This is a genomic window from Litorilituus sediminis, from assembly GCF_004295665.1.
Taxonomy (GTDB): domain Bacteria; phylum Pseudomonadota; class Gammaproteobacteria; order Enterobacterales; family Alteromonadaceae; genus Colwellia; species Colwellia sediminis.
This window is the reverse complement of record NZ_CP034759.1, coordinates 347,094-373,159: the sequence shown is the minus strand read 5'-3', so window position 1 is coordinate 373,159 and position 26,066 is coordinate 347,094. Positions and strand designations below refer to the sequence as shown.

Genomic DNA, 26,066 nt, shown 5'->3' with positions numbered 1-26,066 from the left:
GTATTATTCCTGCTTGTTTCTCATATATTCTAAATAACGTTTTACCGCTGCATTGTGCTCAGACAAATTTTTGCTAAAAACATGTTTACCTTGACCATTACTCACAAAATAAAAATAATCACTGCTTGCTGGGTTAACAGATGCAATAATCGCCGATAAGCCCGGCATTGCGATTGGTGTTGGCGGTAAACCATCAATGCGATAAGTATTATACGCTGTTTTTTCGCGTTTATGTGCATAGGTAATATCACCTTGATAACGATCACCTAAACCATAAATAATGGTTGGATCGGTTTGCAAACGCATTTTCTTATTCAACCTATTAACAAAGACTGAAGCAATTAAATCCTGCTCTTGTAAATAGCTGGTTTCTTTTTCAATAATTGATGCCATGATCAAAGCTTCATAAGCACTCTTATAGGGCAAGTTCGCCTGACGATTTGACCACGCTGACTCAAGTACATTACGCATTTTACTATAAGCACGACGTAACAAAGTTAAATCATCCGTGCCTGCTGTGTAGGCGTAGGTTTCTGGGAAAAACCAACCTTCTGGATTTGTCTGATTAATTTCAAGTAACTTAGCAACCTCTGCAATACTTTTATCCTTTAAGGTGTGTTTAATATGAGGTTGTTTCTCAAGTTGTGCTAACCACTCCTTAAATGTTGAGCCTTCGATAAAGGTTATAGAAAACTGATGCTCTTCTCCACGTACTAACTGCTGTAATAATTGAAAACTGTTGCTACCAGGTTGAACAAGATAAGTACCCGCTTTGATTTTAACTTTCTCAGGAAAAATTCTACCGTAGTTTCTCAGCCAGAATCTTTCAGTTAGCCAACCTTTTTTAACAAGCTCTGCAGAAAAGCGACTAATAGAGCTGCCCTTGTTTACCGTAAGCAATTCTGCTTGTTGTATAAGTAATGGCTTTTTTAGCTCGGTAATAAATACATAAATTCCTGCCGATACCATAAGTGCGCATAGTAAAAAGAGGAATGCGATTTTTTTTAACACCTGATTGTTTCTCTTAATTGAAGGCTCGGCTGAATAGAAAGTGCTTTACCATTATATGACTTAACCGGCATAATCCCCATGACAGAATTACAAGTAAACATCGCCTCTGCAGCTTGAATATCACTGAGTCTTGTATCAACAATGTGACAATTTTTAGATTGTGCAAGAATGTGTTGGCGCATTAAACCATCTACACCTGAGCCATTAAGTTTCGGGGTAAACAATTTACCAGCTTGCCAATAAAACAAATTGGCACTACTTGTTTCTACTACTAAATTATCGATATTTGTTACCACAAGATCATCAGCAACACTGTTATCAAGCTCAGCTCTGATTAGCACTTGCTCTAACCTGTTTAAGTGTTTGATCCCCTCAAGCATAGGGTTCACACCAATTTTCTGAACACTATCGGCTAAATCAATACCTGTCTCTACTTGTGTTAAATAGTGTTTAGGGAAATCAAACACCATAATAATAAGATTACTGGCAGTTGCAGATAAGCCTTGTCGAGAATACCCTCTCCCGCCACTACCTGAGGTAATGATGACTTTTAATACTGCTAACTCGAATGCTCGTGCGACTTCCATCAAATTACTTGTTATATCACCAAGTGCTTGAGTATTAATTGCTAATCGTGCACAACTTGTTAATAAGCGCTCGACATGTTGATTTAGAAATTGCACCTTGCCTTGATAAATTTTCGCTGTAGTAAAAACACCATCACCATAGGCTAAACCGCGATCACCTACAGCAATGTCTTGTGATTGAACGCCATTAATTGAGCAGTAAATCATAATATCTGAAAAGAAAAAAACCTGAATACTCTATCAAAAAAATAAAGTATTCAGGCTTATACAATGAATAGCAAGCTTTTTAATTTATTCGCTACACTTTTTTAAATACTAATGAGCCATTAGTACCACCAAAACCAAACGAATTACATAATACGTAGTCAAGCTGAACATCACGAGCACCATCGCGTATGTAATCTAAATCACAACCTTCATCAGGGTTATCAAGGTTAATGGTTGGCGGCACTTGATTATTCATCAAGGCTTGAATACTAAAAATTGCTTCAACAGAGCCAGCAGCACCAAGTAAATGTCCAGTCATTGATTTAGTTGAGCCCATCAATAAATTATAGGCACCATCACCAAACACTGATTTAACCGCATTGGTTTCTGCTATATCTCCAGCTGGTGTCGAAGTACCATGAGCATTAATGTAACCTATCTTGCTCTTATCTACTTTTGCATCATTAATTGCATTTTGCATTGAGCGTGCTGCACCTTCACCATCAGCCGGTGGTGATGTCATATGATAAGCATCGCCACTCATACCAAAACCAACAAGCTCAGCATAAATTTTAGCGCCACGAGCCTTAGCATGTTCGTATTCTTCTATAACCAAAACGCCAGCACCATCACCTAAAACAAAACCATCACGATCTCTATCCCATGGACGTGAAGCCGCTTGTGGGTCATCATTTCGTGTTGATAAAGCACGTGCAGCACCAAAACCACCCATACCTAAGGTTGTTGACGCTTTTTCAGCACCACCAGCCACCATAGCATCAGCATCACCATAAGCAATCATACGAGCTGCATGACCAATGTTATGCACACCACTAGTACACGCAGTAACGATTGAGATATTAGGGCCTTTTAAACCAAACATAATTGATAAGTGGCCTGAAATCATATTAATTATGGTTGAAGGCACAAAAAATGGCGATAGCTTACGAGGACTGCCTTCAGCCTTGATCATTTTCTCATGGTTTTGTTCAATTAAACCTAAACCACCAATACCTGAGCCAACAGCAACACCAATACGCTCTGCGTTTTCTCCAGTAACTTCTATACCAGAGTCTTTTAGTGCCTGAACACCTGCAGCAACACCATACTGAATGAAAAGATCCATTTTCTTGGCTTCTTTCTTTTCCATATAGTTTTGTGCATCAAAACCTTTCACTAAACCGGCAAAACGAGTTGGATAAGCTGAAACATCAAAATGTTCAATATTACCAATACCACTTTTACCAAGTAATAAGTTTTGCCAAGTCTCTTCTGCGGTATTGCCTAACGGGCTTAACATACCAAGGCCAGTAACTACAACGCGTCTCATAAGATGAGCTGCCTCCGAAATTATTAAAAAAAAGCTATAAAAAAAGCGGCACTTTAAAATAAGTATACCGCTTTAATTGTTCTGTTTTATATCATGTGCGATACGCTAAATGCTTTAATCGCTCAAAGTGACGTAAATCAAAAATTACTGGTTAGCAGTAACGTAATCAATTGCTGCTTGAACTGTAGTGATTTTTTCAGCTTCTTCGTCAGGAATCTCTGTGTCAAATTCTTCTTCTAACGCCATAACTAATTCTACAGTGTCTAGTGAGTCAGCACCTAAATCGTCAACAAAAGATGATTCATTTTTAACTTCTTCTTCGCTAACACCTAATTGTTCAATAGTAATTTTTTTTACGCGTTCTTCGATAGTACTCATTTTTTTTCCTTTACTGAAAGTGCAATTTTTCAAATTGCGTGTAGTGTATTCGTCAACAGGCCGCCATGCAAGCTTCTAACTTTACTTTTTTATCTGGTCTAACCTGTTAAAAGTATTAATATTATAGTGTTTTTGTACAAAAATAAACGTATATACCCTATTTTTAAAGGCCTATACCATGTACATGCCACCATTTACATGGATTGTTTCACCGGTTATATAAGCAGCAGCATCAGATGCTAAAAAGGCAACAGTGCTAGCTATTTCTTCTGGCTTACCTAAACGATTTGCTGGTACTTGTGAGAAAATACCTTCTTTTTGCTCATCGGTTAACGTTTGTGTCATATCTGTATCGATAAAACCAGGTGCAATTGTATTTACTGTAATGCCACGAGATGCAATTTCACGTGCTAATGACTTAGTAAAACCAAGTAAACCGGCTTTCGCTGTAGCGTAATTTACTTGACCAGCATTACCCATACTGCCGACAACAGAGCCAATATTGATAATGCGACCCGTGCGCTTTTTCATCATAGGCTTAATGGCTATTTTACTTACTTTATAAACTGACGTTAAGTTGGTATCAATAATGTCATGCCATTCTTCATCTTTCATACGCATAAATAAGTTGTCACGAGTAATACCAGCATTATTGACAAGAATATCAACAGCACCGTGTGCTTCTTTAATCGCTGCAAATAGTGTTGTAATAGAGTCGTCACTGGTAACGTTTAATACTAAGCCATTGCCCGCACCTAAATATTCTGAAATTTTTTCTGCGCCGTGCTCAGATGTTGCAGTCCCTACTACAGTTGCACCTAATGCTTGTAGTTGCATAGCAATTGCTTTACCTATACCACGACTTGCACCTGTAACGAGTGCAACTTTTCCTGTTAATGAAAACATAGTTATACCTATTTAATTAATTCTTTTGTTTTCGCTAAAGACGCTTCATCATTAAGTGAAACGCAATTAATTGATTTATCGATACGCTTTAATAAACCTTGTAATACTTTTCCTGGCCCTACTTCCACTGCCACGTTAACACCACCTTTAGCTAGTTCAACAACGGTTTCACTCCAGCGAACAGGTGAATATAACTGTCGTACAAGCGCCTTTTTAATGGCTTCCGGATCTGACTCAATTGCAACATCAACATTGTTAACAACATCAATCTTTGGTGCATTTAAAGTAATCTTATCCAACTCTACCGCAAGTTTTTCCGCAGCATCTTGCATTAACGCACAATGAGACGGAACGCTAACAGGCAAAGGTAACACTCGCTTAGCTCCCGCTTCTTTACATAGCTCACCCGCTCTTTCAACCGCCGCTTTATGTCCAGCGATAACAACCTGCCCTGGCGAGTTAAAGTTAACAGCTGACACCACTTCACTTTCTTGCGCTTGCTCACAAGCATTAATGATCACATCATCAGCTAAACCGATAACCGCAGCCATTGCGCCAACCCCTTCAGGAACACAGGCTTGCATTAACTCACCACGTTTTTCAACAAGTTTAACGGCATCAGCTAAAGATAAAACTTCAGCACAGACTAATGCTGAATACTCACCTAAACTATGGCCTGCAACAACATCTGGCTTAATATCAGACTCTGAATTCCATAAACGCCATAAAGCGACACTTGCTGTTAACAATGCTGGCTGGGTAAAATTGGTTTGATTAAGTTTTTCAGCTGGGCCTTGTGCAACTAATTGCCACAAATCATAACCTAAAGCTTCGGATGCTTCTGTAAAAGTTTGTTGAACAATTTCTTGCTCAGCGAAATCACTTAACATAGCCACTACTTGTGAACCTTGCCCTGGAAATACAAATGCTAACTTTTCTTGCATATTTATTAATTCTCTTCGTAGAAATGTTCTAATTTATACTGGAAATCTTTTGCCCAAAAGCACAACTAATTTGCTGATAAGCCGCGCTCTAGGGTCGATTTTATTTTCTCTGGTACTTGTCGCTCAACTTCTTTAATTGCCTCCAATATGGCAGCGAAAAATGCTTTTGAGTTGGCGTTACCATGGCTCTTAACCACTATACCGCGCAATCCTATCAGACTTGCACCGTTATACTGGTCGGGGTTCATGGTTTTAAATAGTTTTTTAAAACTCGGTGTTAATAAAAAGCTCAGCAATTTTGAAAACAAATTTTGGGTAAATATTGCTTTAGACCTGTGATAAACAAGGCGAGCAACGCCTTCACAAGTTTTTAATGCCACATTACCAACAAAACCATCACAAACAATAACATCAGCTTTGTTCGCAAATATATCACTGCCTTCAATAAAGCCTATATAATTGATCTCGCGGTTCTGACTCAGCTCTAATGCAGCCAGCTTTATATGATCACTGCCTTTAATCGCCTCTTCACCCATATTCAATAACGCGATACGAGGTTTACTAATGCCATCAACTTGCTCCGCAAGCACTGAGCCCATGACACCAAATTGATACAGCACATGCGAATCACAAAAAACATTGGCGCCTAAATCTAACATAAAGACATGCTTTTCATTATCATGGGTTGGTAAGGCAGAAATGAGCGCGGGACGTTCAACACCTGGTAATGTTTTTAAAACGAAATGCGCCATAGAAAATAGCGCGCCTGTATTGCCAGCGCTAACACAAGCTTGTGCTTTTCCTTCATGCACCAGATCTAACGCCTTTCTCATAGAAGAATTTTTCTTATTACGCATTGCATAAGAAGGCTTATCTTCCATAGAAACAATTTGAGTTGTACTACAAAGGCTTAATTGCTTATGCTTAGCTAAACAATCTTTTGAAATGCCGTGCTGATTTAAGGTCGCGGTAATGACGTCTTCGTTACCACAGAGAATGAGGTGCAAATTTGGCTGTTGTTGAATCGCCATAATTGCTGAAGGGATCGTTACTAGGGGGCCTTGATCGCCCCCCATAACATCTAACGCTATGGTTAGATTATTTGAACTATTCAAGCTCAAACTATATTTGTTTAAAGTTTATCGCTTATTTAGCGATTACTTTAACACCTTTGTAAAAGCCATCAGCTGTTACGTGGTGACGACGGTGAGTTTCACCTGAAACTGGATCTACTGAAAGGTTTTCAGCTGTTAATGCGTCATGTGAACGGCGCATGCCACGTCTTGAACGAGACTTCTTGCTTTTTTGAACTGCCATGAGTTACTCCTAAACGATTATATGTTAAAACTTAAGTAAACATTACTTACTTAAGTTGTTTTAAAACGTCAAATGGATTCGGCTTCTCAAGCTCTTCAGGCAACTCTCCCCAAACACTGTCAGCTTCAGCTGAACAATCTTCAAGTTCATGCCTTGGAATTAATGGAATTGTCAGAATTAATTCTTCTTCCACTAACTCTCGCAAGTTCACTTCACCATTTTCATCTAATTCTATTACGTCATAGTATGACGGAATTTTTTCAGCGGCTTCATCATTTTTCGCGGGGCTAAAAGTAAAATCTATCTTTAGTTCCTGCTCAAATGCCTCATTACAACGCTGACAAGTTAATGCAACTAATGCCGACCCCGTACCTCGAATTACTGTAAGGCCACGTTCATCCACATCAAACTTAACACTAACCTGAACATGCTCACTACGGCTTTCGCACACAGCAAGCAGTCTAGTCATTTCCGACACTTTAAATACACCTTCGCACACAAGTCTACGCTGTGCACTACGAGTTGGACTAATTGTTATCGGAAGTTTAAGATTCTGCATAAGGCGCGCATAATATAGCCCATATAGGCAAGTGTCAAAAGAAAAATAACAAAAAGTGTTTAAAAATCTAAGAATAGCCCAATATTAGCAACAATCCTTACTCTTTTGCTGGAAAGATAATCAAATCCACGCAAGTACAATACTTATAGGTATAAAATGAAAACCCTTGTTTTAGGCTCAACCTCTGTTTTTCGAAAAAGCATATTAGAAAAGCTTAATCTGCCCTTTCAATGCGCTAGTCCTGATATTGATGAAAGCGCTTTGGTAAATGAAACACCTCAAGCACTGGTTGAAAGACTTGCGATTGAAAAAGCCAAAGCTGTATCGGTTAACTTCTCCAATGCGCTTATTATTGGTAGTGACCAAGTTGCAGTATATGATGGTGAAATCATAGGTAAACCGCATACACATGAAAATGCAATCAAACAATTAAGCAAATTTAGCGGCCAAACCGTAACCTTTTATACCGGCCTATGCGTATTAAATAGTGACACACAAGAGATGACCTCACTTGTTGAGCCATTTACCGTGCTTTTTAACGCTTTAAGTCCTAATAATATTGAACAATATTTAAAAGCTGAACAACCTTATAATTGTGCAGGTAGCTTTAAAAGTGAAGGATTAGGTATCTGCTTATTTAAAAGGCTACAAGGAGATGATCCTAACACCTTAATAGGATTACCATTAATACAGCTAGTTAAACTGTTAAAGGTACACGGTGTTGATGTACTCGCCGAGCAAAATAGTTAACAAAGGATAAAGCGATGTGCTCAGAGCAGACTGAGCACATCAGGTTAATTATTTTTCGACTTCAACCATATTCGTTAATAGCTTTTCTAAACTCGGCTCAAGCGGCGCTTCAATTTTAAGTCTTTGTTCTGTTTTTGGATGCGTAAACTCAATACTGGCAGCATGCAAAAACAAACGTTTTAAACCTTTCTCTTTTAATGAGGCATCAAATGTTTCGTTACCATACTTGGCATCACCTGCAATCGAATGTCCTGATGCTTGACAATGAACACGAATTTGATGAGTTCTCCCGGTAACAGGAAAAGCACGAACTAAAGTCGCACCTTGATACCTTTGCAGTACTTTATAGCGAGTTTCAGACTCTTTGCCTTCAATATTATCAACAACAACAACACGCTCACCTGATTTAAGATCATTCTTTTTCAGAGCATCCGTGACGCGCGTAAGTTTAGTCGGCCAATGACCTTTAACCAAGGCGTGATAAAACTTTTGCACCGTTTTATTACGCAATTGTTCATGAAGGTTACGCAGTGCCGAGCGCTTTTTCGCCACCACAAGACAACCTGAAGTGTCTCTGTCTAAGCGGTGCACCAACTCAAGCATTCGAGCATCAGGACGTAAAGCTCTTAATGCCTCAATAAGCCCAAAACTTAAGCCACTACCACCATGGACTGCCATACCCGATGGCTTATTGATAACAATTAAACGATCATCTTCAAATAAAATTTGATGTTCTAAATTGGCAACAACAGAAAGCTTAGTAGAAACTTCATCGGTTTTTTCAGAGACTCGAATAGGTGCAATACGTAAAATATCACCGACAGCCAATTTATATACGGGTTTAATTCGCTTCTTATTAACACGAATCTCACCTTTTCTCATAAGACGATATAAATGACTTTTCGGCACGCCTTTTAACGTACGCAATAAAAAATTATCTATTCTTTGACCCGCATCTTCTTTATCCACGGTAATAAATTGAACTTTAGGTTTATTTTGCTCTGTTTGCTTATCAGAATCTTTCGACTTCACTACGTCTTGTGCCATATAAAGTTATTTAAGGTTTTTACTTAGATTGGCGCTAAGTTTATCACACTTTCACCTGAAGTTTATTGCTAATACATAGCATTATTTTAGCAGGCGGCGTAAATTAATTAGGTTTTTTATTGGCTTATCTCGCAATATAGTGGGATAATAAATGGTGTTACTGTTTTTTTACTTCATAACTCACTTTAATGTTAAAAAATGAATTTAGTTAGTTATGAAACAAAAAGAAAATATTCATAAATAAAGCAGCAACTTAGAAGCTTTACAGAGAGACGTAAGAGGCAGCTGAGGCCACTTTATTATGCAAAACTCTGTCATATTGACAACATGACTCAAAAGAGCGACATAATAAAAGTACGGCCATTTGTATTCATCGATTCAGGTTATAAAAAATTTACCTGCAAAAATCCATGATGCATAAACAGTTTATCAGAGATTTGATTCAGCCCAGCACCATAAAGCAATTTTTATTAAATAGGCTTGTAGTACGCGATATTAATCAAAACAAATATTCACTCGGTTTTTATAGAGTGCCATAGCACCGACCAGTATTTACATTTGTTTATCGCTATATGAACAAGCAACGCACAGCACACTGCTGAGCACATAAAGAAACAAATTTACTCTAAGTATTAAAGTAATGCTTAGTTAATGAGAGTACAAACAGAATCTTAATAGCTAAACGTGGTTAGACGACACGTTTATATTGACACCCGTGAGGCTGACAAGCTGCTATTAGCAAACGGTACATTGCTTTGTGTCTATAGCAATAGTGTGTTGTGGCTAAAAAAAGAGTCCGACAAACTATGAAACGTATGTTAATTAACGCAACTCAATCAGAAGAGTTGCGAGTAGCCTTGGTTGATGGCCAAAAGCTTTATGATCTAGATATCGAAAGCCCAGGTCATGAACAGAAAAAATCCAATATATATAAAGCCAAAATTACCCGTATAGAGCCTTCATTAGAAGCCGCTTTTGTTGACTACGGTGCTGAACGTCATGGCTTCCTGCCAATGAAAGAAATCGCCCGTGAGTACTTCCCTAAAGGATATACTTTCCAAGGTCGTCCAAATATAAAAGAAGTGTTACATGAAGGCCAAGAGGTCATCGTTCAGATCGACAAAGAAGAACGAGGACAAAAAGGCGCGGCATTAACAACCTTTATTAGCCTAGCGGGTAGTTATTTAGTTTTAATGCCGAACAACCCTCGTGCTGGTGGTATCTCTCGACGTATTGAAGGTGACGAGCGCACAGAATTAAAAGCATCTTTAAGTAAATTAGACCTACCAAAAGGTATGGGGCTCATTGTTAGAACCGCAGGTGTTGGTAAAGACTATGAAGAGCTAGAGTGGGATTTAAGCGTATTACTTCACCACTGGCAAGCCATTAGCGATGCCGCAGCAAGCCGCCCTGCTCCATTTTTAATTCACCAAGAAACTAACTTAATATTACGCGCTATTCGCGATTATTTGCGTAGAGATATTGGTGAAGTGCTGATCGATCGCCCGAAAACATTCGAAAGCGTTAAAAAGCATATTGAAGTTGTTCGCCCTGACTTTTTAAGCAAAATAAAACTATACACCAGTGACGTACCACTTTTTACCCATTATCAAATTGAAACGCAGATAGAAACAGCGTTCCAACGTGAGGTCCGTTTACCATCAGGTGGCTCTATCGTTATAGATCCTACTGAAGCCATGACGTCTATCGATATTAACTCAGCAAGAGCAACTAAAGGTGGTGATATTGAAGAAACAGCCTTCAACACTAACTTAGAAGCAGCTGAAGAAATTGCCCGTCAATTACGTTTACGTGACTTAGGCGGTTTAGTGGTTATCGATTTTATCGATATGACACCAGTGAGACACCAAAGAGAAGTTGAAAACCGAATGCGAGATTCTGTCCACCAAGACAGAGCTAGAATTCAACTAGGGCGCATTTCTCGCTTTGGCTTATTAGAAATGTCACGCCAACGCTTAAGACCTTCTATTGGTGAAACAAGCCAAGGTGTTTGTCCTCGCTGTAATGGCACAGGCCATGTAAGAGGGGTTGAATCATTAGCGCTCTCTATTCTTCGTTTAATTGAAGAAGAAGCGATTAAAGAAAACACTCAGCATGTGCAAGCACAAGTGCCAGTACCTGTTGCAACCTATCTACTGAACGAAAAAAGACGTTCAGTGATGCATGTTGAAAAACACCATAATGTCAAAGTATTAATCATTCCAAATCCTCACATGGATACGCCTCAATACGAGGTCGTGCGAGTTAAGAAAGATGATGCGACTACTGATGCCAGTTATGAGTTACCTATCAAACAAGCTGAGCTTGAAGAAGCAAAAATGCCTAAATTTGATAAAGAAGCAGCTAAGCGAGATGAGCCTGTCATTCAAGGAATGTCAGCCCCTAAACGCGCAACAACGGATAAGACCGCTCAAGTAGGCAAGGAGAAAGAAAAACCGACGGGTTTCTTTGCTTGGTTAAAATCATTATTCGTCTCTACAGAAGAGCAAAGTAGTAAAACTGAAGAAAAACCTGCGAGTAAAAATAAAGGCAAAGGTCAACAGCGAAGACAAAATCAACGTCGTAACAACAGAGGCAACAAGCGCAATACTCGTAACGACGATAAAAATCAAGCTAAAGACGATAAAGCAAATGACCCAGGTCGTTCATCAAGAAACGATCGCACTAATCAAAATAAATCAGCAAACAAAGCTAAGAAGCAAAATCGTAAACCTGACAATGAAAAGAATCAGGTAGCGAAAGAGGAAAAAGTTGCTGAGCGTCGTCAACGCCGAAATAACCGTAAAAAGGTTAGAGTTGAACAAAGCAACGAAGTTAAGCAGGACAAAGCTAACCTAGCGGTTACAGAAGCAGCTGAAAATACTGCAGCACCCGTTGATTCAGTAGCAGATAAATCAAAATCAGAGGAACGCTCTCGTAACAGACGCTCTCCAAGACATTTACGCTCAAACGGGCAGCGTAGACGTCGTAATAACGAAGCTGAGTCAAAGCAAGTTGAAGGCGCAGTTGAAAGTACACTTCAGTCTGATGAAGCTGTTGAGGCGCGTTACCCTGCAAATGAGACTGCCAACGAAAATGTCGCACCGACATCTGATGAAAATACAGTTCAGAAAGATACGGTTACTGAAAAGCAAGTTGATAGTGCAATGCAAGAAGTATCGACTCAAGAAGAGAATGCTTCAAAGCCTACAGCCTCTGAAATAAAACCAGCGCCTGAAACTATCGAAGAAACTAGCTCTTCAGAGCCAATAGCCAAGCAAGAACTAACTGAAGTTCAACAAAGCTTGCCGCTAGAAGAGATTGCCAACCCAATAGACGTTGCCGATACAGATAAAACTGAGCAAATTGGTAATGAGCAAGCTAGTGAAGAAATAGCACCTTCGTTAGAAGTGACAGCAGAAGCAACTTCCGCGCAAGTTGAAGATGTTCCTGTTGAAAATGAGCTAGCTGAGACAGCAAGCTTAAACACCGAAGCAGAGTCTGAGCAGAAAACTGAAACGATTAAGGAAGTTCAAGCTAATAAAAAGCTAGAGAAAACTCAATCGACAACTGATGCTAAACCAGCAGAGAAGCCTGCTAAGCAAGCTAAAGCACCTAAAAAGACGCAAGTAAAAGATAAGAAACTGGCAAGACAAGTGAAAAAAGCAAATCGCTTATCTGGTAGAGCGTCAGCACCTATGACTAAAACTGAAACCATTACCACGATAAATGCTATACCAACAAGCTTTATGGAAAGTAATGAACGTGTAAGTCATCTCACTTCAGGCAAGTCAGCCATATTAGCTGATGTAAGTAACCGCAGTTTTGCCGAGGCAACAAAACCTTCATAAACTAAGCTACTCAAGTTAGCTTTACTAAGCCAAGCCCTGCCAAGGAGCTTGGCTTTTTTATGCTTGAAAATATATTTTGATACAAATGTTATGCAAAACACTCTTGTCATTTTGTAAAAATATAGTTAACCATTAGCAATAAACTGCTTGACTGACCTTCATGGCACACGTTACATTAATTACTCGGATAAGGGGATATTTAAGCTAGTTAACAAGGAATAGGCAACTGTCTGAAAGATAAATAGTTTATTAGAAATATCAACTTTGAGTTTCGCATCAAGAAGAGTAATAATAATTATGAAAAAATGGTTTTTTTCTGATAATGGTGAAATCAGCGGTCCTTTAGGACTAAAAGAATCCAATGAACTGATCGCCAAAAACCCTGATTTATATGCTTGGCACCCTTCATATAGTCACTGGGTTCCAGTCAGTTGTATTGATGAATTTGAACTAACAGTCACCCCGCCTACTCCTCCTGTTGATGTGCCTAAAGAATTAATTGAAGAACTGATTGACGAAGAAAAGTCTCTTATTTCTACCTTAGACAGAGTAGATAAAACGATTTCAACGACCTCAGATTCCTTATATGAGATAGACACTGAAGTCGACAACTATAGCCAAATTGCCCATAACCTTACTGAAGAAGTTAAAGTGGTTGTGCAAACAATTGAAGCTCAATATGCATCATTACAAAAGAATTTAGCCAATGTTATAAAAACTGACTACGACGTTTAACAGCTAACTAAATTGTGCATATACTAAAAAGATAACGAAAGAATAAGAGTGATGACTATGAAAAAATGGTTTTTTTCAGACAGTGGTAAAGTACATGGACCATTAGATTTACAAGCAGCTAAAGAGTATTTAGCTGATAAGCCAAATGTATATGGGTGGCACCCATCGTTTAATCAATGGAAACCTGTGAATTGTATTAGTGAGTTCGCAGGCATCATTCCTGCAACTGAGCAAACATCACTAGTGCCTAAAGAGCTAACGGATAAGTTTTTAGCTAAAAAGAAACGCTTACAGACTAAATTAACTTCTATTGGTGATAGCATCAACCACACGCAATCAACTTTAGGCAAGTTTGAAAAGCAAATAGAAAGCTACAAAGACTTAACTAAAAACCTCAATGATGATGTTAAATCTGCCATTGTTAATATAGAGAAAAAACACGCGAGTTTAACCAAGAAACTATCACAGGTTAAAAATGCGGTAGAAATTGCTGAAGTTGAAATAGATGATGCTATTGATACATTTAATCAGCGTGTTAACTCAAATGACGTGGTTATGCCATCATGTGACGGCTCTAGCGCACCTGCTAGTCCGCCTAGCAAAGTAACAAAAATAGAGTCTGCGCAAGTTAGCAAAGCAAAAATTGCAGAAACAAAATTAGCGACCCCTCATAAACGCGTAGAGCTTGCAGAGGTTGATAAAGCTCCAGCGAAAACAGAGCCAAAAGCTAAACCTGTTGCTAAAAAGCAAGAAAAATCAAAACCCGCGGAAGCTGAGCAAGCGAATAAAACCGCAACAGAAAGCTTTAACGGCATGAAAAATATGATGAAGTCAGTATTTAGAGGCGATAAAAAAGTTGAAGCTGATAAGCCAGCAGAAACTCAGGCTACCCCTGACAAGCCGCTATCAATGGCTGAGCGTTTAAGACTAGCACAAAATAACTCATAATTGAGTTAACAACTGCTATATAAAAAAACCACCTGAGAAGGTGGTTTTTTTTATTGGGTAATTAAAATTACACAGCAGTTACACAGCAAAAAGCTCATTATGAATTAACATGTGCTAATGCCTGTTTAGCAAGCTTAGTGATTTCTTGCCAATTTTTACCTGCTACAATCTCATTAGAAACAAGCCAAGAGCCACCACAGCACATCACATTAGGTAAGGCTAAATAATCTTTCACATTAGCAAGATTGATTCCGCCAGTTGGGCAAAAACGAATATCAGGAAATGGACCGCCAATCGATTTTATCGCGTTGACACCGCCTGACGCTTCAGCTGGGAAAAACTTTAAATGATCATAGCCAAAGTCTGCGCCATCCATGAGTTCAGATATAGAAGAAATACCGGGGATTAACGCAATATTTCCCTCATTACCTGCTTGCAATAAATCTTTCGTTAAACCTGGGCTTATGGCAAATTTAGCGCCAGCATCATAAGATTGCTGTAATTGCTGACGGTTAGTCACAGTGCCTGAGCCAACAACCGCTTCTGGTAACTCTTTCGCTATTGTACTTATCACATCAAGCGCAGCAGGTGTACGTAAAGTAACCTCTAGCACTTTAATATCAGCAGCTAAAAGCGCTTCTGCTATCGGCAATGCCTCTTCCACCTTATTAATTACTAATACAGGAACAATTGGCCCCATAGCAAAAAGTTCGTTTGGCATTATTTGCCAATTCTTTAAGTTTGTCATACATCCTCTATCTAATTAGCTGCTCATATTTAAGCTAATCATTGTCAATTTTTTAATCACTGATATTTATGTTGATACAATTTCAAAAGCTATAACTATTCATCAAATAGTGAACAAGCTCCCGTTTCTGCTGAACTTAAACTACGACGCATAAAGCCAAATAACTCACGTCCCATGCCCTCATGATGACCATTAACGTTAAAGCTTGCTTGTGCTCTATTTGCTAACTCTTGCTCATCAACCATCAGTGTTAATTCCCCTGTTTCACCATTAAGGTTGATTAAGTCGCCGTTTTTAACTTTTCCTATCAAACCATCATCAACAGCTTCCGGACATAAGTGAATTGCTGCTGGTACTTTACCTGACGCCCCTGACATACGACCATCAGTCACTAATGCAACTTTAAAGCCCTTATCCTGTAATACACCTAATAGTGGCGTAAGCTTATGCAACTCAGGCATACCGCGCGCTTTAGGCCCTTGAAAACGGACAACGGCGACAAAATCTTTTTCTAACTCACCCGCATCAAATGCCGTTTGTAATTCATTTTGATCTTCAAAAACAACAGCTGGCGCATTAATAACAAAACTACCTTCTCGAAGCGACGAGGTTTTAAGCACTGAAACCCCTAAATTACCTTTTAACACTCTTAAACCACCATCTGCTTTAAATGGTTTTTCTACTGTGGTAATAACCTCTGGGTCTAACGACTGTTCAACACCATCTACCCAAACAAGTTGACCGTTTTCAAGTATTGGTCTTTGGGTATAGCGTGTTAATCCTTGACCACAAATTGTCTCAACATCTTCATGCAACAGACCAGCAGACAAGAGTTCTTTAAACAGTAATGCCATACCACCAGCTTCTTGGAAATGGTTAATATCAGCATGGCCATTAGGGTAAATTCTCGTTAATAACGGAACTTCTTTTGATAAATCATTGAAATCTTGGAAATCGATGATAATACCGGCTGCTTTCGCAAAAGCGATAATATGCATGGTTAAATTAGTTGAGCCACCTGTTGCCAACAAAGCAACAATAGCATTGACAATAGAGCGCTCATCTATCATTTTACCAATAGGCATATAGTTACCAGATTGTTGCGTCAATCGTGTTACCTGTTTTGCCGCGGCTTTAGTAAGCGCTTCTCTTAACGGTGTGTTCGGCGCAATAAATGAAGCACCTGGTAGATGAAGCCCCATAACCTCAACAACTAATTGATTTGAGTTTGCTGTACCAAAGAAAGTACAAGTGCCTGGCGCATGATACGAAGCAGACTCTGCCTCAAGTAATGCTGCCTCATCAGCTTCACCTTTGGCATATTGTTGCCTAACTCGTGCTTTTTCCTTGTTTGGAATACCTGAAGGCATAGGGCCTGCTGGTACAAACACCGTTGGCAGGTGGCCAAAAGTCATGCTAGCGATTAAAAGCCCTGGCACGATTTTGTCACAGATACCAAGCATTAAGGCACCATCAAACATATTATGTGACAAGCCAACCGCAGTAGACATGGCAATAACATCACGGCTCATCAAGCTTAAATCCATTCCTGGTTGCCCTTGAGTTACACCGTCACACATGGCTGGTACGCCACCGGCAAACTGAGCAATACCACCCACTTCCTTAACAGCTTCTTTGATTATTTGCGGATAAGTTTGATAAGGCTGATGAGCACTCAACATATCGTTATATGCTGAAACGATAGCGATGTCAGAATGATTTAAGCCTTTAATTAACTGTTTCTCTTCTTTACCGCATGCAGCAAATCCATGGGCTAAATTACCACAAGATAAACTTGCACGATGTACCGTCGATGACTTGGCTGCTTCAATCTTCTGTAGATACTTGGCGCGCGTCTTTTCACTACGTTTAATAATTCTGTTGGTTATATCTACAATTTGCTGTTTCATTTGCTCTCTCTGCCTTTAAATCTTATGCTTGCAATTTTCGCGTTATGCTAAAAGTTAGGGTGCCCAATATATTTGTGTTGTTAAGCTTTCATCATGCAAAAAAGCTCTGATTGGCATATCAAATATATCTTGACTCGCAAGTGCTTTATCTAAAACCTTCTGCTTGTTTTCTCCACATAAATGTAAAAATACATGCTTACTTTGAGCAAGCGCAGAAAAAGTAAAGCTTATTCTTTGATGCGGAGCAGTTGTCGGCTGTACACTAATAAGTGCATTGCTATTATCACGAGAAAGACCCGCTTCAATTTGTTCGCTACATGGGAACAATGAAGCCGTATGACCATCTTCGCCCATACCCAAAATAAGGACATCAAGCGGTAAAAGCGTATTATTTGCGGCAACATTCAGATCTGCCAAAATATCTTCTGTTAATTCTTCACCTTGCTTCAGGTGAAAAAACTTGGCTACTGATGCCGGCCCTTGTAACAAGTTTTTAAATACAAGCTGTGTATTACTGGCATCACTGTCAATAGCAACCCAACGTTCATCGGCTAAGGTAATGGTGACTTTTTTCCAGTCGATATCCTTATTAGCTAATTGAGCAAAAAAGCCTTTCGGTGTTGAACCGCCGGAAACAGCAATACTCGCCCTGCCCTTATGCTTGATAGCTTCAGCCAATAAATTAGCAACTTGATTTGCTAGATTAGTATCAAGATCATCTCTTGTTGAAAAATTATGAATCTTCTGCATTATTCCACCCATTGACGATCATCACGCGCGATTAACGCAATTGAAGAAACTGGCCCCCAAGAGCCTGCTGGGTAAGGTTTTGGTGCTTCATTAGTACTTTGCCACGCATCAATAATACTGTCAGCCCATGTCCAAGCAGCCTCAACTTCATCACGACTTACAAATAACGATTGATTGCCGTTCAATACTTCCAGCATCAAACGCTCATAAGCATCAATTACGCGTTCATTTTTATATGTTTGTGAAAAGCTTAAATCCAACTTGTTTTCTTGGATATGCATTTGCGATGCAATACCGGGAATCTTGTTCATCATTTGCAACTCAACACCTTCATCTGGCTGCAAACGAATAGTCAATTTATTGGCCGGTAAATCGCTATAACTGTCCTTAAATATATTGTGAGGCTGTTGTTTAAAATGAACGACTATTTCACTGTGTTTGGCCGGCATACGTTTACCTGTACGTAAATAAAACGGTACTCCCTTCCAACGCCAGTTATCAATCTCAGCTTTAATTGCAACAAAGGTTTCTGTTGTGCTGTCTTTGTTAGCACCCTCTTCATTTAAGTATCCGGGTACAGGCGCACCATTTAAAAAGCCATCGCTGTATTGGCCACGAACAGTTTTCTCTTTAATGTTCTCTTTATTAATTGGCCTAAGCGCTTTGACTGCCTTTAATTTTTCATCACGTACACTTTGCGCGCTTAGATCCGCTGGTGGCTCCATTGCTAGCAAGGAAAGAATTTGTAATAGATGATTTTGCACCATATCTCTCATTTGGCCTGCTTCATCATAAAAGCCCCAACGGCCTTCAATTCCAACACTTTCTGCGACGGTAATTTGTACGTGATCTATGCTGTTTCTATCCCAATTATTGGTGAATAGCGAATTAGCAAAACGTAACACCAATAAGTTCAGTACAGTCTCTTTACCTAAATAATGATCTATACGATAGGTTTGCTGTTCTTTAAAATACTTTGCTACTTTATCATTGACAACTTTTGAAGACTCGAGTGAATGGCCAATAGGCTTTTCCATTACCACGCGATCACTATCGCTGATTAATTGCGCTTCATTTAAACCCGCACAAATATCACCATAAATTGCCGGAGGTGTAGAAAAGTAATAAACACGTGTTTTATTACCACTAGCTAAGGTATTCGCTAGATTGACGTAAGCCTGCTCATTTTTAAAATCAAGTTGTTGATACACTAAACGAGCTAGAAAGCGTGTTAATACCGCCTCATCAAGTGCTTCTTTAACAAAAGCCTGTAGGTTTTCCAACACAATCGCTTCAAATTCTTTAGGTGTATGCTCTTGTCTGGCTACACCAACAATTCTGCTTTGTTCATTGATTAAGCCACAGACCTCAAGCTGATATAACGCAGGTAATAGTTTTCTGCGCGATAAATCCCCCAGGGCGCCAAAGATGACAATTTCACTGGCTGATTGATAATCTAAATTTTTCATACAATGTCTCTGTTGATGCTTTGACTAATTTTTTAACACCACTAGCCATAACTAAAGCAAATAATTTGTAAGTAAACTACATATACCTCTAATTTAGCGCTTGTTTGCTCATCAGTAAAGTATTTTTTGTAATTTTACTACATTTGTTTTGTTGATATTTATTTCTAGCGCTCACAATCATTAAAGAGACGAAATTTAACAAATATTACACTGCTGAATTATTAAACATTTGCAAATCTAAAGCCATTTGCATTATATTAGCGCTAATTATGAAATAAAATTTCATTTTTTCTGTTATAAAAACAGAAAATAAATTACAGTAAGCGTTATTGACCTGAGATATATAATCAGGGGTAGCAGTTAATGAAACAAATTCAGCGCTAGGATCAAACCATAATGAATATATTAGAAAAGATCGCTAATGAACTAGACACACTCAGTAAATCAGAAAGAAAAGTAGCAGAAGTAATTCTCGCTTCACCAAGTACAGTAATTCATTCAAGTATTGCGGCCTTAGCCAAACAAGCCAATATTAGTGAACCTACCGTGAATAGGTTTTGTCGTCGCCTTGACACAAAAGGCTACCCAGACTTTAAATTGCACTTAGCTCAAAGCTTAGCCAATGGTACCCCCTATGTTAATCGCCATGTTGACGAGAATGACAGCGCCAGTGAATACACCGCCAAAATCTTTGAATCGACTATGGCTAGCCTTGAATTAGCACGTAAAAGTTTAGATGCTAACGTTATTAATCGCTCTGTCGATTTGTTAACTCAAGCCAATAAAATCTCATTCTTTGGTTTAGGGGCGTCTGCGATTGTTGCCCATGACGCACAAAATAAGTTTTTCCGCTTCAATGTACCTGTTGTTTATTTTGATGACATATTAATGCAACGTATGAGTGCTATAAATAGCCAACAAGGGGATGTTGTTATCGTGATATCTCATACTGGTAGAACAAAGTCATTAGTGGAAGTGGCCAGCTTAGCCAAAGAAAATGATGCAACGGTTATAGGTATCACAACCGAAGGTACGCCACTTGCTAAAGAATGTAATATTGTTTTATCCGTTGATGTCTCTGAAGATACAGATCTTTATATGCCAATGTCTTCACGTATTGCCCAACTTGCATTAATTGATGTATTAGCAACCGGCTTTACCCTAAGAAGAGGCAGCAAATTTAGAGATAATCTGAAAAAAGTTAAAGACAGTTTAAGAAGCTCACGCTTTGATAGAAAAGAATAATCTCATAAAAATAATAACATCAATTTTACAATAAGATTAGTAGCTAAATATAAATCAGTTAAAAATTTTAAATGAATAAGGATTCCAATGCCTAGAAGAACCAAAATAGTTGCTACCTTAGGGCCAGCAACCGATGATAGAGAAAAGCTAAAAAGCGTATTAGCAGCAGGTGTGAATGTTGTTCGACTTAACTTTTCACACGGTGTTCCTCAAGATCATATTGACAGAGCTGCCACTGTTCGTAGTGTTGCCAAAGAGTTAGGTATTTATGTCGGTATCCTTGGCGATCTACAAGGTCCTAAAATCCGTATTTCAACATTTAAAGATGGCCCTATCCAGCTTGCCGTTGGTGATAAATTTGAATTGGATGCAAAACTAGAAAAAGGCCAAGGTTGCCAAGAAAAAGTAGGCATCGACTACAAGCAACTAGTACAAGATGTATCTTCTGGTGATATCTTATTGCTCGATGACGGCCGAGTGCAATTAAAAGTACTATCAACATCAAGTTCTTCTGTGTTTACGGAAGTGACGGTTGGCGGTCCACTTTCAAACAATAAAGGCATCAACCGCCAAGGTGGTGGCTTAACAGCGCCAGCACTGACAGATAAAGATAAAGAAGATATTAAATTAGCAGCTAAAATTGACGTTGATTTTCTTGCTGTATCTTTCCCTCGTGATGCCGCAGATATGCGTGAAGCCCGTTTATTAGCGCAAGAAGCCCATTGTGACGCTCGCTTGGTTGCGAAAATAGAGCGTGCTGAAGCAGTAAACGATGACAAAGTGCTTGATGATATCATTTTAGCCTCTGATGTTGTTATGGTCGCCCGTGGCGATTTAGGTGTTGAAATTGGCGATGCCGAACTTGTCGGCAAACAAAAGCATATTATTGCTCGCTCTCGCCAGCTTAACCGTGTAGTGATCACGGCAACACAAATGATGGAAACCATGATAGAGCAGCCTATGCCAACACGTGCTGAGGTTATGGATGTATCTAATGCTGTGCTCGATGGTACCGATGCCGTTATGTTGTCGGCAGAAACGGCGGCTGGTAAGTACCCTGTTGAAACAGTTACTGCGATGGCTAATGTTTGTTGTGGTGCAGAAAAACACCGCTCTGTGAACATTTCAAATCACAGATTAGAGCTAACCTTTACTGAGATTTCAGAGACAGTGGCACTTTCTGCTATGTATGCAGCCAACCATCTTGAAGGTGTTAAAGCCATTGTTGCTTTAACCGAGTCAGGGCAAACCAGTAAGCTGATGTCACGTATTACCTCTGGTTTACCGATTTTCTCTTTATCTCGTCACCGTAAAACCTTGAATAAAACCGCCATTTACCGTGGTGTATACCCTATTGAGTTTGATTCAACTCACGCAACCAATGATTCTTTATCTGATGATATTTTAAAAGTACTAAGCCAAAATACTGAATTAAATATTGGCGATAAAGTGATTTTAACGCACGGGGATATGATGGAAACAGTTGGTGCTTCAAATACTATCAAAGTATTAACCGTTGCCAAAAAGCACCTATAACCATAAAAAATGCATTTAAAAAGAGCGACTTGATTGTCGCTCTTTTTGTTTTTTAACTGGCAATGGCCAATTTAACTTTGTCTTTATAACTTCGACTCACTTTAAGCTCTTTACCATTACTCATAACTAAATAGTATTCACCATTCACTTGACTACAAAACTTTTCAATAAAGTGCTTATTTACTATGGTAGATCTGTGATTGCGAATAAACTGTTTAGGATCAAGCGCCGCTTCAAGCTCTTTCATGGTTTTTCGTAGAATATGAGTAGTCTCACTATAACCAGTCGCCGTTTTAACTTGTGAGTGCACACACATATAATCACCTGCCGCATCTATCCACAAGATATCTTTTACCGGTACTCGACTAACTTCGCCACCATCTTTAATAGGTAAAATATCTGAATAACTTGAGATACTGATCTCTTCATCGTTAGCCAATTCAGATAAAATTTGCTGATAATCATTCCCGGTTACATCGCTCACTAACCTAACCAATTTAGATTTATGCGCACTATCTTTGCTTGATTTAAAATGCAGACGTATCTTATCCATAGCTTGTGCTAAACGTTCTTCATCTGCAGGTTTAAGCAAATAATCTAAGGCATGCACTTCAAAGGCCTTGATTGCGTACTGATCAAATGCGGTAACAAATACCACCACGGGCATTTTCAAGCCTTGTGCAATAATATTTTCAATAACTTCAAAACCATTAATACCAGGCATTTGTATATCTAAAAACATTAGATCAACATCATAGGCTCGAACAGCTTCAATTGCTTCCCGGCCATTGCTACATTGAGTAATGAGATTAATATCAGAATGTTCCTGTAAGCGAACCGCCAAGCCTTTACGTGCTAACGGTTCATCATCAACTATGATGGTTGATAACGACATACGACTTCCTATGTTAATTCAAATGGCATACGAATATTTACTTTAACACCTGAAGGTTGATTATGAGAAACAACCAAAGAATATTTTTTGCGATAAAGCGCCTGTAATCTTTCTCTGGTATTCACTAAACCAACGCCACTTTCGCGATGTAAATTACCGTCCACTATATCAGCTCCTGGGCCATTGTCAGCAACTTCAATCAGTAAATCATTGGCAAAACGCTTCACGGTAATATTTATTTCACCACCTTGCTCCTGTACCGCAATAGCATGTTTAATAGCATTTTCTGCCAGTGGTTGTAGAATCATACTTGGCACTAATGCTTGCTGACATTCGGGCTCAATGTGAAAATTAACTGACAATCTATCCTCAAATCGTACTTTTTCTATCGCCAAATATAGCTCAAGTGCCTGTAATTCACTTTCTAAACACACCTTTTTCATGGGGTCTTTATCTAGAGAATAACGTAAAAACTCACTTAATTTCGTTACCATAGAGTTAGCCGTTTGATTCTCTTTCACGAGTATCAAGGTTGAAATAGCGTTTAAGGTATTAAATAAAAAATGTGGGTTAAGCTGGTATCTAAGCATTTTTAATTGTGCTTGATGCGCAACGGTATTCGCTTTTAATACATTTTGCTTTTCCACCTGTAGCATTTGGTAGTACTTAGTACCAAAATACAAGCCACTCCAGCTTAAAATGATGTAGAAAGACCAAACACTCGATTGGGTATACATCAACAGAAAATCAGGTTTATAACCGTGTTTGTATATTTCCCAATAGTTAATATTCTTTACAATCTGCCAAAGTACACCGGTAATATAAGAGGCAACAATAACAATAACAGCAATTTTAAGCGGAGGTAAGTTCCATACCTTTTGATAGATATAGCGAAGTGGTACGGTAAATAGCCAGCCAGCGTAAGCATTTAAAAAAATAATAACCACGAAAATGTCACGTAAGTCATGTAACAAGGAGCCTAAATAGTGCACTAAGGCAAAACCAAACCAGCCCGCACTATGGGCAAGCCAGAACAGGCGATTTCTATTTTCTAATAAGTCTTTCCAATTCACACTAACTATCCATTTAACTATTACAACTTAAGTATGCGCTAGTGCACGCTTAACTTCATGGCCTTTAATCGTAGCTTTCCAACCATTTATCGCATTTTCATGCAATATAGATTAAGAACATTCTTATACAGACAACATAGGACCAAGCGCTTGTCCACCAAGTAGGTGCATATGAATATGGTACACTTCTTGGCCACCATGCTTATTGCAATTCATGATCAAGCGATAGCCATCTTCATCAATACCTTCTTCCTTCGCCAATTTCTTCGCCACTGTAATCATGCGCCCTAAGGTTAATTCATCCGCTTCTTCAACATCATTAATGGTTGGAATTAACTTATTAGGAATAATTAAAATATGGGAATCAACGCGTGGGGCAATATCACGAAATGCGGTAACTAATTCATCTTGATATAACAAAGGTGTTGGGATCTCTTGGCGAATGATTTTTGAAAAAATTGTCTCTTGTGGCATAGCAAAACCTATTTAAGTAATTTGGACAGGGTTTAAGTTTAACGAAAAACATGATCTGAAAACATAAAAAAGTGGAATTTACTTGTTTTACTTCAGTTTGTTGACCTCAATCAAAAACCCATTATTACAACCTATGTCATGCTAGCTATTCAATAAGGAAATGTGCAGCTTATAAAGTGCTAGTGAAACTAAATATACGAACAAACCGGGCAAGACAATGGATATAGATTTTAGCGAAATCATTTATTTAAAAGATCCAAAATGGCAAGACTTACATGCCGATTACGTACAATTTTTACTATCGATGGCAGGGCCAACTGTTATTGATATTACTGGTAAGGACACTAGTAAGTATCGAGTTTTTGTCACCTTACTACAAGGTGACGAACCTTCAGGCCTTATTGCAATGCATCGTTGGCTAACATCACGTGATGAAGCACAATTACCACAAACGAATATTCGATTTATTATTTGCTCTGTTGAAGCAGCAGCAATGCATCCATTATTTAGTACCAGGTACACAGATGGTGGTATGGATATCAATCGCTGTTTTGGTAAACACTGCTCAACAGAATGTCATACCGATACCCAAAAAGGTTACTGTGAAAGAGCGAAACTCATTGAGACGGCTATTCGCGAGGTAGCACCAGAAATGGTGATCGACCTTCATAATGCCTCAAGCCCTGGACCTACCTTTGCGGTGAGTTCAGTGATCACAACAGACACCTTATCTTTGGCATCTTTTTTTAGTCAAACGTTAATACTCTCTGATTTACACATAGGCTCGATAATGGAGCAAGAATTCAATTGCCCATTTATCACCATAGAGTGTGGCGGTTGTAGTGATGAACAGGCACATGAGGTTGCTTACTCAGGTATTAAACAAGTAACCGCATGTGAAAACATTGGCTACATTCACCAAGAAAAGAACGTTGAAGTAATTTACAGACCGCTGCGGTTACAACTTAAGCCTGATGTCAAATTATCTTATGCTGCCCATGATGAAGGCTATCGAGGTGTTACCTTAAAAGATAATATTGAGTACTTTAATTTTGGCAGTGCCCATCAAGACGAGATGCTAGGTTGGGTAGATGGTAATGGTTTAAATAATTTACAACTGCTCAACAAAAGTGGTGAAGATGTTATCAACGAGTACTTTTATACCCGTGATAACCAACTCGTTTGTTTGCATAACTTAAAATTATTTAAAGCGACAACCAATAAAAATATAGCCACGAATGACTGTCTATTCTATGTGGTTAAACTTACCAATGGTGAAATGCATGGTTAACTTACGCCATGGTTAACTTACGCCATGGTTAACTTACGCCATGGTTAACTTACGCCATGGTTAATTCAGTTCGTTAATTAACAACAAAGTTAACTTTTAACGCAA

General features: G+C 38.8%; 24 protein-coding genes. 7 read left to right on the top strand and 17 right to left on the bottom strand.

Annotated elements, in window-relative coordinates:
* Positions 1–3: 3 nt before the first annotated feature.
* The 9 genes from mltG to yceD all read right to left on the bottom strand — a co-directional run bounded on the left by mltG (position 4) and on the right by yceD (position 7,239).
* Complete coding sequence (gene mltG, locus EMK97_RS01670; RefSeq protein ID WP_130598842.1) at positions 4–1,011, bottom strand: endolytic transglycosylase MltG; 1,008 nt, start codon at positions 1,009–1,011, stop codon at positions 4–6.
* On the bottom strand, positions 1,005–1,805 hold the full coding sequence (gene pabC, locus EMK97_RS01665) for an aminodeoxychorismate lyase (protein WP_130598840.1): 801 nt from the start codon (positions 1,803–1,805) through the stop codon (positions 1,005–1,007). The genes mltG and pabC overlap by 7 nt, the downstream gene beginning before the upstream one ends.
* 91 nt (positions 1,806–1,896) lie before the next feature.
* The gene (gene fabF / locus EMK97_RS01660; protein ID WP_130598838.1) at positions 1,897–3,135 is read right to left on the bottom strand and encodes a beta-ketoacyl-ACP synthase II; all 1,239 of its coding nucleotides are present in this window, start codon (positions 3,133–3,135) and stop codon (positions 1,897–1,899) included.
* 144 nt (positions 3,136–3,279) lie between these two features.
* Positions 3,280–3,513, bottom strand: a complete 234-nt coding sequence (gene acpP, locus EMK97_RS01655; RefSeq protein WP_130598836.1) for an acyl carrier protein — start codon at positions 3,511–3,513, stop codon at positions 3,280–3,282.
* Between the two features lie 171 nt (positions 3,514–3,684).
* Positions 3,685–4,419, bottom strand: a complete 735-nt coding sequence (gene fabG / locus EMK97_RS01650; RefSeq protein WP_130598834.1) for a 3-oxoacyl-ACP reductase FabG — start codon at positions 4,417–4,419, stop codon at positions 3,685–3,687.
* Positions 4,420–4,427: 8 nt separating this feature from the next.
* Entirely contained in the window at positions 4,428–5,363 is a 936-nt protein-coding gene (gene fabD, locus EMK97_RS01645; RefSeq protein WP_130598832.1) for an ACP S-malonyltransferase, read from the bottom strand.
* A gap of 65 nt (positions 5,364–5,428) precedes the next feature.
* The gene (plsX, locus tag EMK97_RS01640; RefSeq protein WP_130598830.1) at positions 5,429–6,484 is read right to left on the bottom strand and encodes a phosphate acyltransferase PlsX; all 1,056 of its coding nucleotides are present in this window, start codon (positions 6,482–6,484) and stop codon (positions 5,429–5,431) included.
* 25 nt (positions 6,485–6,509) lie between these two features.
* Entirely contained in the window at positions 6,510–6,680 is a 171-nt protein-coding gene (rpmF, locus tag EMK97_RS01635; RefSeq protein ID WP_116000475.1) for a 50S ribosomal protein L32, read from the bottom strand.
* Positions 6,681–6,726: 46 nt separating this feature from the next.
* The gene (gene yceD, locus EMK97_RS01630; RefSeq protein WP_130598828.1) at positions 6,727–7,239 is read right to left on the bottom strand and encodes a 23S rRNA accumulation protein YceD; all 513 of its coding nucleotides are present in this window, start codon (positions 7,237–7,239) and stop codon (positions 6,727–6,729) included.
* 156 nt (positions 7,240–7,395) lie between these two features.
* Between yceD and EMK97_RS01625 the strand changes: the two genes are divergently transcribed.
* Positions 7,396–7,989, top strand: coding sequence for a Maf family protein (locus EMK97_RS01625; protein ID WP_130598826.1), 594 nt, complete (start codon positions 7,396–7,398; stop codon positions 7,987–7,989).
* Between the two features lie 48 nt (positions 7,990–8,037).
* On the opposite strand, the gene rluC is transcribed toward EMK97_RS01625, so the two are convergent.
* Positions 8,038–9,036 carry a 23S rRNA pseudouridine(955/2504/2580) synthase RluC gene (gene rluC / locus EMK97_RS01620; RefSeq protein ID WP_130598824.1) on the bottom strand — a complete coding sequence of 333 codons (999 nt, stop codon included), beginning with the start codon at positions 9,034–9,036 and terminating at the stop codon, positions 8,038–8,040.
* 806 nt (positions 9,037–9,842) lie between these two features.
* Here rluC and rne point away from each other — a divergent pair.
* The 3 genes from rne to EMK97_RS01605 all read left to right on the top strand — a co-directional run bounded on the left by rne (position 9,843) and on the right by EMK97_RS01605 (position 14,570).
* Positions 9,843–12,887 (top strand): ribonuclease E, encoded by a 3,045-nt coding sequence (rne, locus tag EMK97_RS01615; protein ID WP_130598822.1) that lies wholly within the window; start codon positions 9,843–9,845, stop codon positions 12,885–12,887.
* Between the two features lie 297 nt (positions 12,888–13,184).
* Positions 13,185–13,622: a DUF4339 domain-containing protein gene (locus tag EMK97_RS01610; protein WP_130598820.1), complete on the top strand. Its 438-nt coding sequence runs from the start codon at positions 13,185–13,187 to the stop codon at positions 13,620–13,622.
* A gap of 57 nt (positions 13,623–13,679) precedes the next feature.
* Positions 13,680–14,570, top strand: a complete 891-nt coding sequence (locus tag EMK97_RS01605; protein WP_130598817.1) for a GYF domain-containing protein — start codon at positions 13,680–13,682, stop codon at positions 14,568–14,570.
* A gap of 97 nt (positions 14,571–14,667) precedes the next feature.
* Here the strand turns inward: EMK97_RS01605 and EMK97_RS01600 are convergent, their stop codons facing one another.
* The 4 genes from EMK97_RS01600 to zwf form a co-directional block, all read right to left on the bottom strand.
* The gene (locus tag EMK97_RS01600; protein WP_130598815.1) at positions 14,668–15,318 is read right to left on the bottom strand and encodes a bifunctional 4-hydroxy-2-oxoglutarate aldolase/2-dehydro-3-deoxy-phosphogluconate aldolase; all 651 of its coding nucleotides are present in this window, start codon (positions 15,316–15,318) and stop codon (positions 14,668–14,670) included.
* 95 nt (positions 15,319–15,413) lie between these two features.
* Positions 15,414–17,228 carry a phosphogluconate dehydratase gene (gene edd / locus EMK97_RS01595; protein ID WP_130598813.1) on the bottom strand — a complete coding sequence of 605 codons (1,815 nt, stop codon included), beginning with the start codon at positions 17,226–17,228 and terminating at the stop codon, positions 15,414–15,416.
* 54 nt (positions 17,229–17,282) lie between these two features.
* Positions 17,283–17,978, bottom strand: coding sequence for a 6-phosphogluconolactonase (gene pgl, locus EMK97_RS01590; protein ID WP_130598811.1), 696 nt, complete (start codon positions 17,976–17,978; stop codon positions 17,283–17,285).
* Entirely contained in the window at positions 17,978–19,447 is a 1,470-nt protein-coding gene (zwf, locus tag EMK97_RS01585) for a glucose-6-phosphate dehydrogenase (protein WP_130598809.1), read from the bottom strand. Before zwf ends, pgl begins: the two co-directional genes overlap by 1 nt.
* Before the next feature lie 396 nt (positions 19,448–19,843).
* On the opposite strand from zwf, the gene EMK97_RS01580 reads away from it, so the two are divergent.
* Together EMK97_RS01580 and pyk are read left to right on the top strand one after the other, a co-directional pair.
* Positions 19,844–20,692, top strand: a complete 849-nt coding sequence (locus tag EMK97_RS01580) for a MurR/RpiR family transcriptional regulator (RefSeq protein WP_130598807.1) — start codon at positions 19,844–19,846, stop codon at positions 20,690–20,692.
* A gap of 87 nt (positions 20,693–20,779) precedes the next feature.
* A complete protein-coding gene (gene pyk / locus EMK97_RS01575) occupies positions 20,780–22,228 on the top strand; it encodes a pyruvate kinase (protein ID WP_130598805.1) in 1,449 nt (482 codons plus the stop codon).
* A 52-nt stretch (positions 22,229–22,280) separates the two neighbouring features.
* Here pyk and EMK97_RS01570 read toward each other — a convergent pair whose 3' ends face one another.
* The 3 genes from EMK97_RS01570 to EMK97_RS01560 all read right to left on the bottom strand — a co-directional run bounded on the left by EMK97_RS01570 (position 22,281) and on the right by EMK97_RS01560 (position 24,670).
* Positions 22,281–23,123: a LytR/AlgR family response regulator transcription factor gene (locus EMK97_RS01570; protein ID WP_130598803.1), complete on the bottom strand. Its 843-nt coding sequence runs from the start codon at positions 23,121–23,123 to the stop codon at positions 22,281–22,283.
* Positions 23,124–23,131: 8 nt separating this feature from the next.
* Positions 23,132–24,196, bottom strand: a complete 1,065-nt coding sequence (locus tag EMK97_RS01565) for a sensor histidine kinase (protein ID WP_130598801.1) — start codon at positions 24,194–24,196, stop codon at positions 23,132–23,134.
* 123 nt (positions 24,197–24,319) lie between these two features.
* The gene (locus EMK97_RS01560) at positions 24,320–24,670 is read right to left on the bottom strand and encodes an HIT domain-containing protein (protein ID WP_130598799.1); all 351 of its coding nucleotides are present in this window, start codon (positions 24,668–24,670) and stop codon (positions 24,320–24,322) included.
* Between the two features lie 217 nt (positions 24,671–24,887).
* Between EMK97_RS01560 and EMK97_RS01555 the strand changes: the two genes are divergently transcribed.
* Positions 24,888–25,961, top strand: a complete 1,074-nt coding sequence (locus EMK97_RS01555) for a M14 family metallopeptidase (RefSeq protein ID WP_130598797.1) — start codon at positions 24,888–24,890, stop codon at positions 25,959–25,961.
* Positions 25,962–26,066: the final 105 nt, after the last annotated feature.

Excerpts from the sequence above, each read along its gene's own strand:
- pabC (WP_130598840.1), bottom strand. The coding sequence starts at position 1,805 with ATGATTTACTGCTCAATTAATGGCGTTCAATCACAAGACATTGCTGTA.
- fabF (WP_130598838.1), bottom strand. The coding sequence starts at position 3,135 with ATGAGACGCGTTGTAGTTACTGGCCTTGGTATGTTAAGCCCGTTAGGC.
- acpP (WP_130598836.1), bottom strand. The coding sequence starts at position 3,513 with ATGAGTACTATCGAAGAACGCGTAAAAAAAATTACTATTGAACAATTA.
- fabG (WP_130598834.1), bottom strand. The coding sequence starts at position 4,419 with ATGTTTTCATTAACAGGAAAAGTTGCACTCGTTACAGGTGCAAGTCGT.
- fabD (WP_130598832.1), bottom strand. The coding sequence starts at position 5,363 with ATGCAAGAAAAGTTAGCATTTGTATTTCCAGGGCAAGGTTCACAAGTA.
- rpmF (WP_116000475.1), bottom strand. The coding sequence starts at position 6,680 with ATGGCAGTTCAAAAAAGCAAGAAGTCTCGTTCAAGACGTGGCATGCGC.
- yceD (WP_130598828.1), bottom strand. The coding sequence starts at position 7,239 with ATGCAGAATCTTAAACTTCCGATAACAATTAGTCCAACTCGTAGTGCA.
- EMK97_RS01625 (WP_130598826.1), top strand. The coding sequence starts at position 7,396 with ATGAAAACCCTTGTTTTAGGCTCAACCTCTGTTTTTCGAAAAAGCATA.
- rluC (WP_130598824.1), bottom strand. The coding sequence starts at position 9,036 with ATGGCACAAGACGTAGTGAAGTCGAAAGATTCTGATAAGCAAACAGAG.
- rne (WP_130598822.1), top strand. The coding sequence starts at position 9,843 with ATGAAACGTATGTTAATTAACGCAACTCAATCAGAAGAGTTGCGAGTA.
- EMK97_RS01610 (WP_130598820.1), top strand. The coding sequence starts at position 13,185 with ATGAAAAAATGGTTTTTTTCTGATAATGGTGAAATCAGCGGTCCTTTA.
- EMK97_RS01605 (WP_130598817.1), top strand. The coding sequence starts at position 13,680 with ATGAAAAAATGGTTTTTTTCAGACAGTGGTAAAGTACATGGACCATTA.
- EMK97_RS01600 (WP_130598815.1), bottom strand. The coding sequence starts at position 15,318 with ATGACAAACTTAAAGAATTGGCAAATAATGCCAAACGAACTTTTTGCT.
- edd (WP_130598813.1), bottom strand. The coding sequence starts at position 17,228 with ATGAAACAGCAAATTGTAGATATAACCAACAGAATTATTAAACGTAGT.
- pgl (WP_130598811.1), bottom strand. The coding sequence starts at position 17,978 with ATGCAGAAGATTCATAATTTTTCAACAAGAGATGATCTTGATACTAAT.
- zwf (WP_130598809.1), bottom strand. The coding sequence starts at position 19,447 with ATGAAAAATTTAGATTATCAATCAGCCAGTGAAATTGTCATCTTTGGC.
- EMK97_RS01580 (WP_130598807.1), top strand. The coding sequence starts at position 19,844 with ATGAATATATTAGAAAAGATCGCTAATGAACTAGACACACTCAGTAAA.
- pyk (WP_130598805.1), top strand. The coding sequence starts at position 20,780 with ATGCCTAGAAGAACCAAAATAGTTGCTACCTTAGGGCCAGCAACCGAT.
- EMK97_RS01570 (WP_130598803.1), bottom strand. The coding sequence starts at position 23,123 with ATGTCGTTATCAACCATCATAGTTGATGATGAACCGTTAGCACGTAAA.
- EMK97_RS01560 (WP_130598799.1), bottom strand. The coding sequence starts at position 24,670 with ATGCCACAAGAGACAATTTTTTCAAAAATCATTCGCCAAGAGATCCCA.
- EMK97_RS01555 (WP_130598797.1), top strand. The coding sequence starts at position 24,888 with ATGGATATAGATTTTAGCGAAATCATTTATTTAAAAGATCCAAAATGG.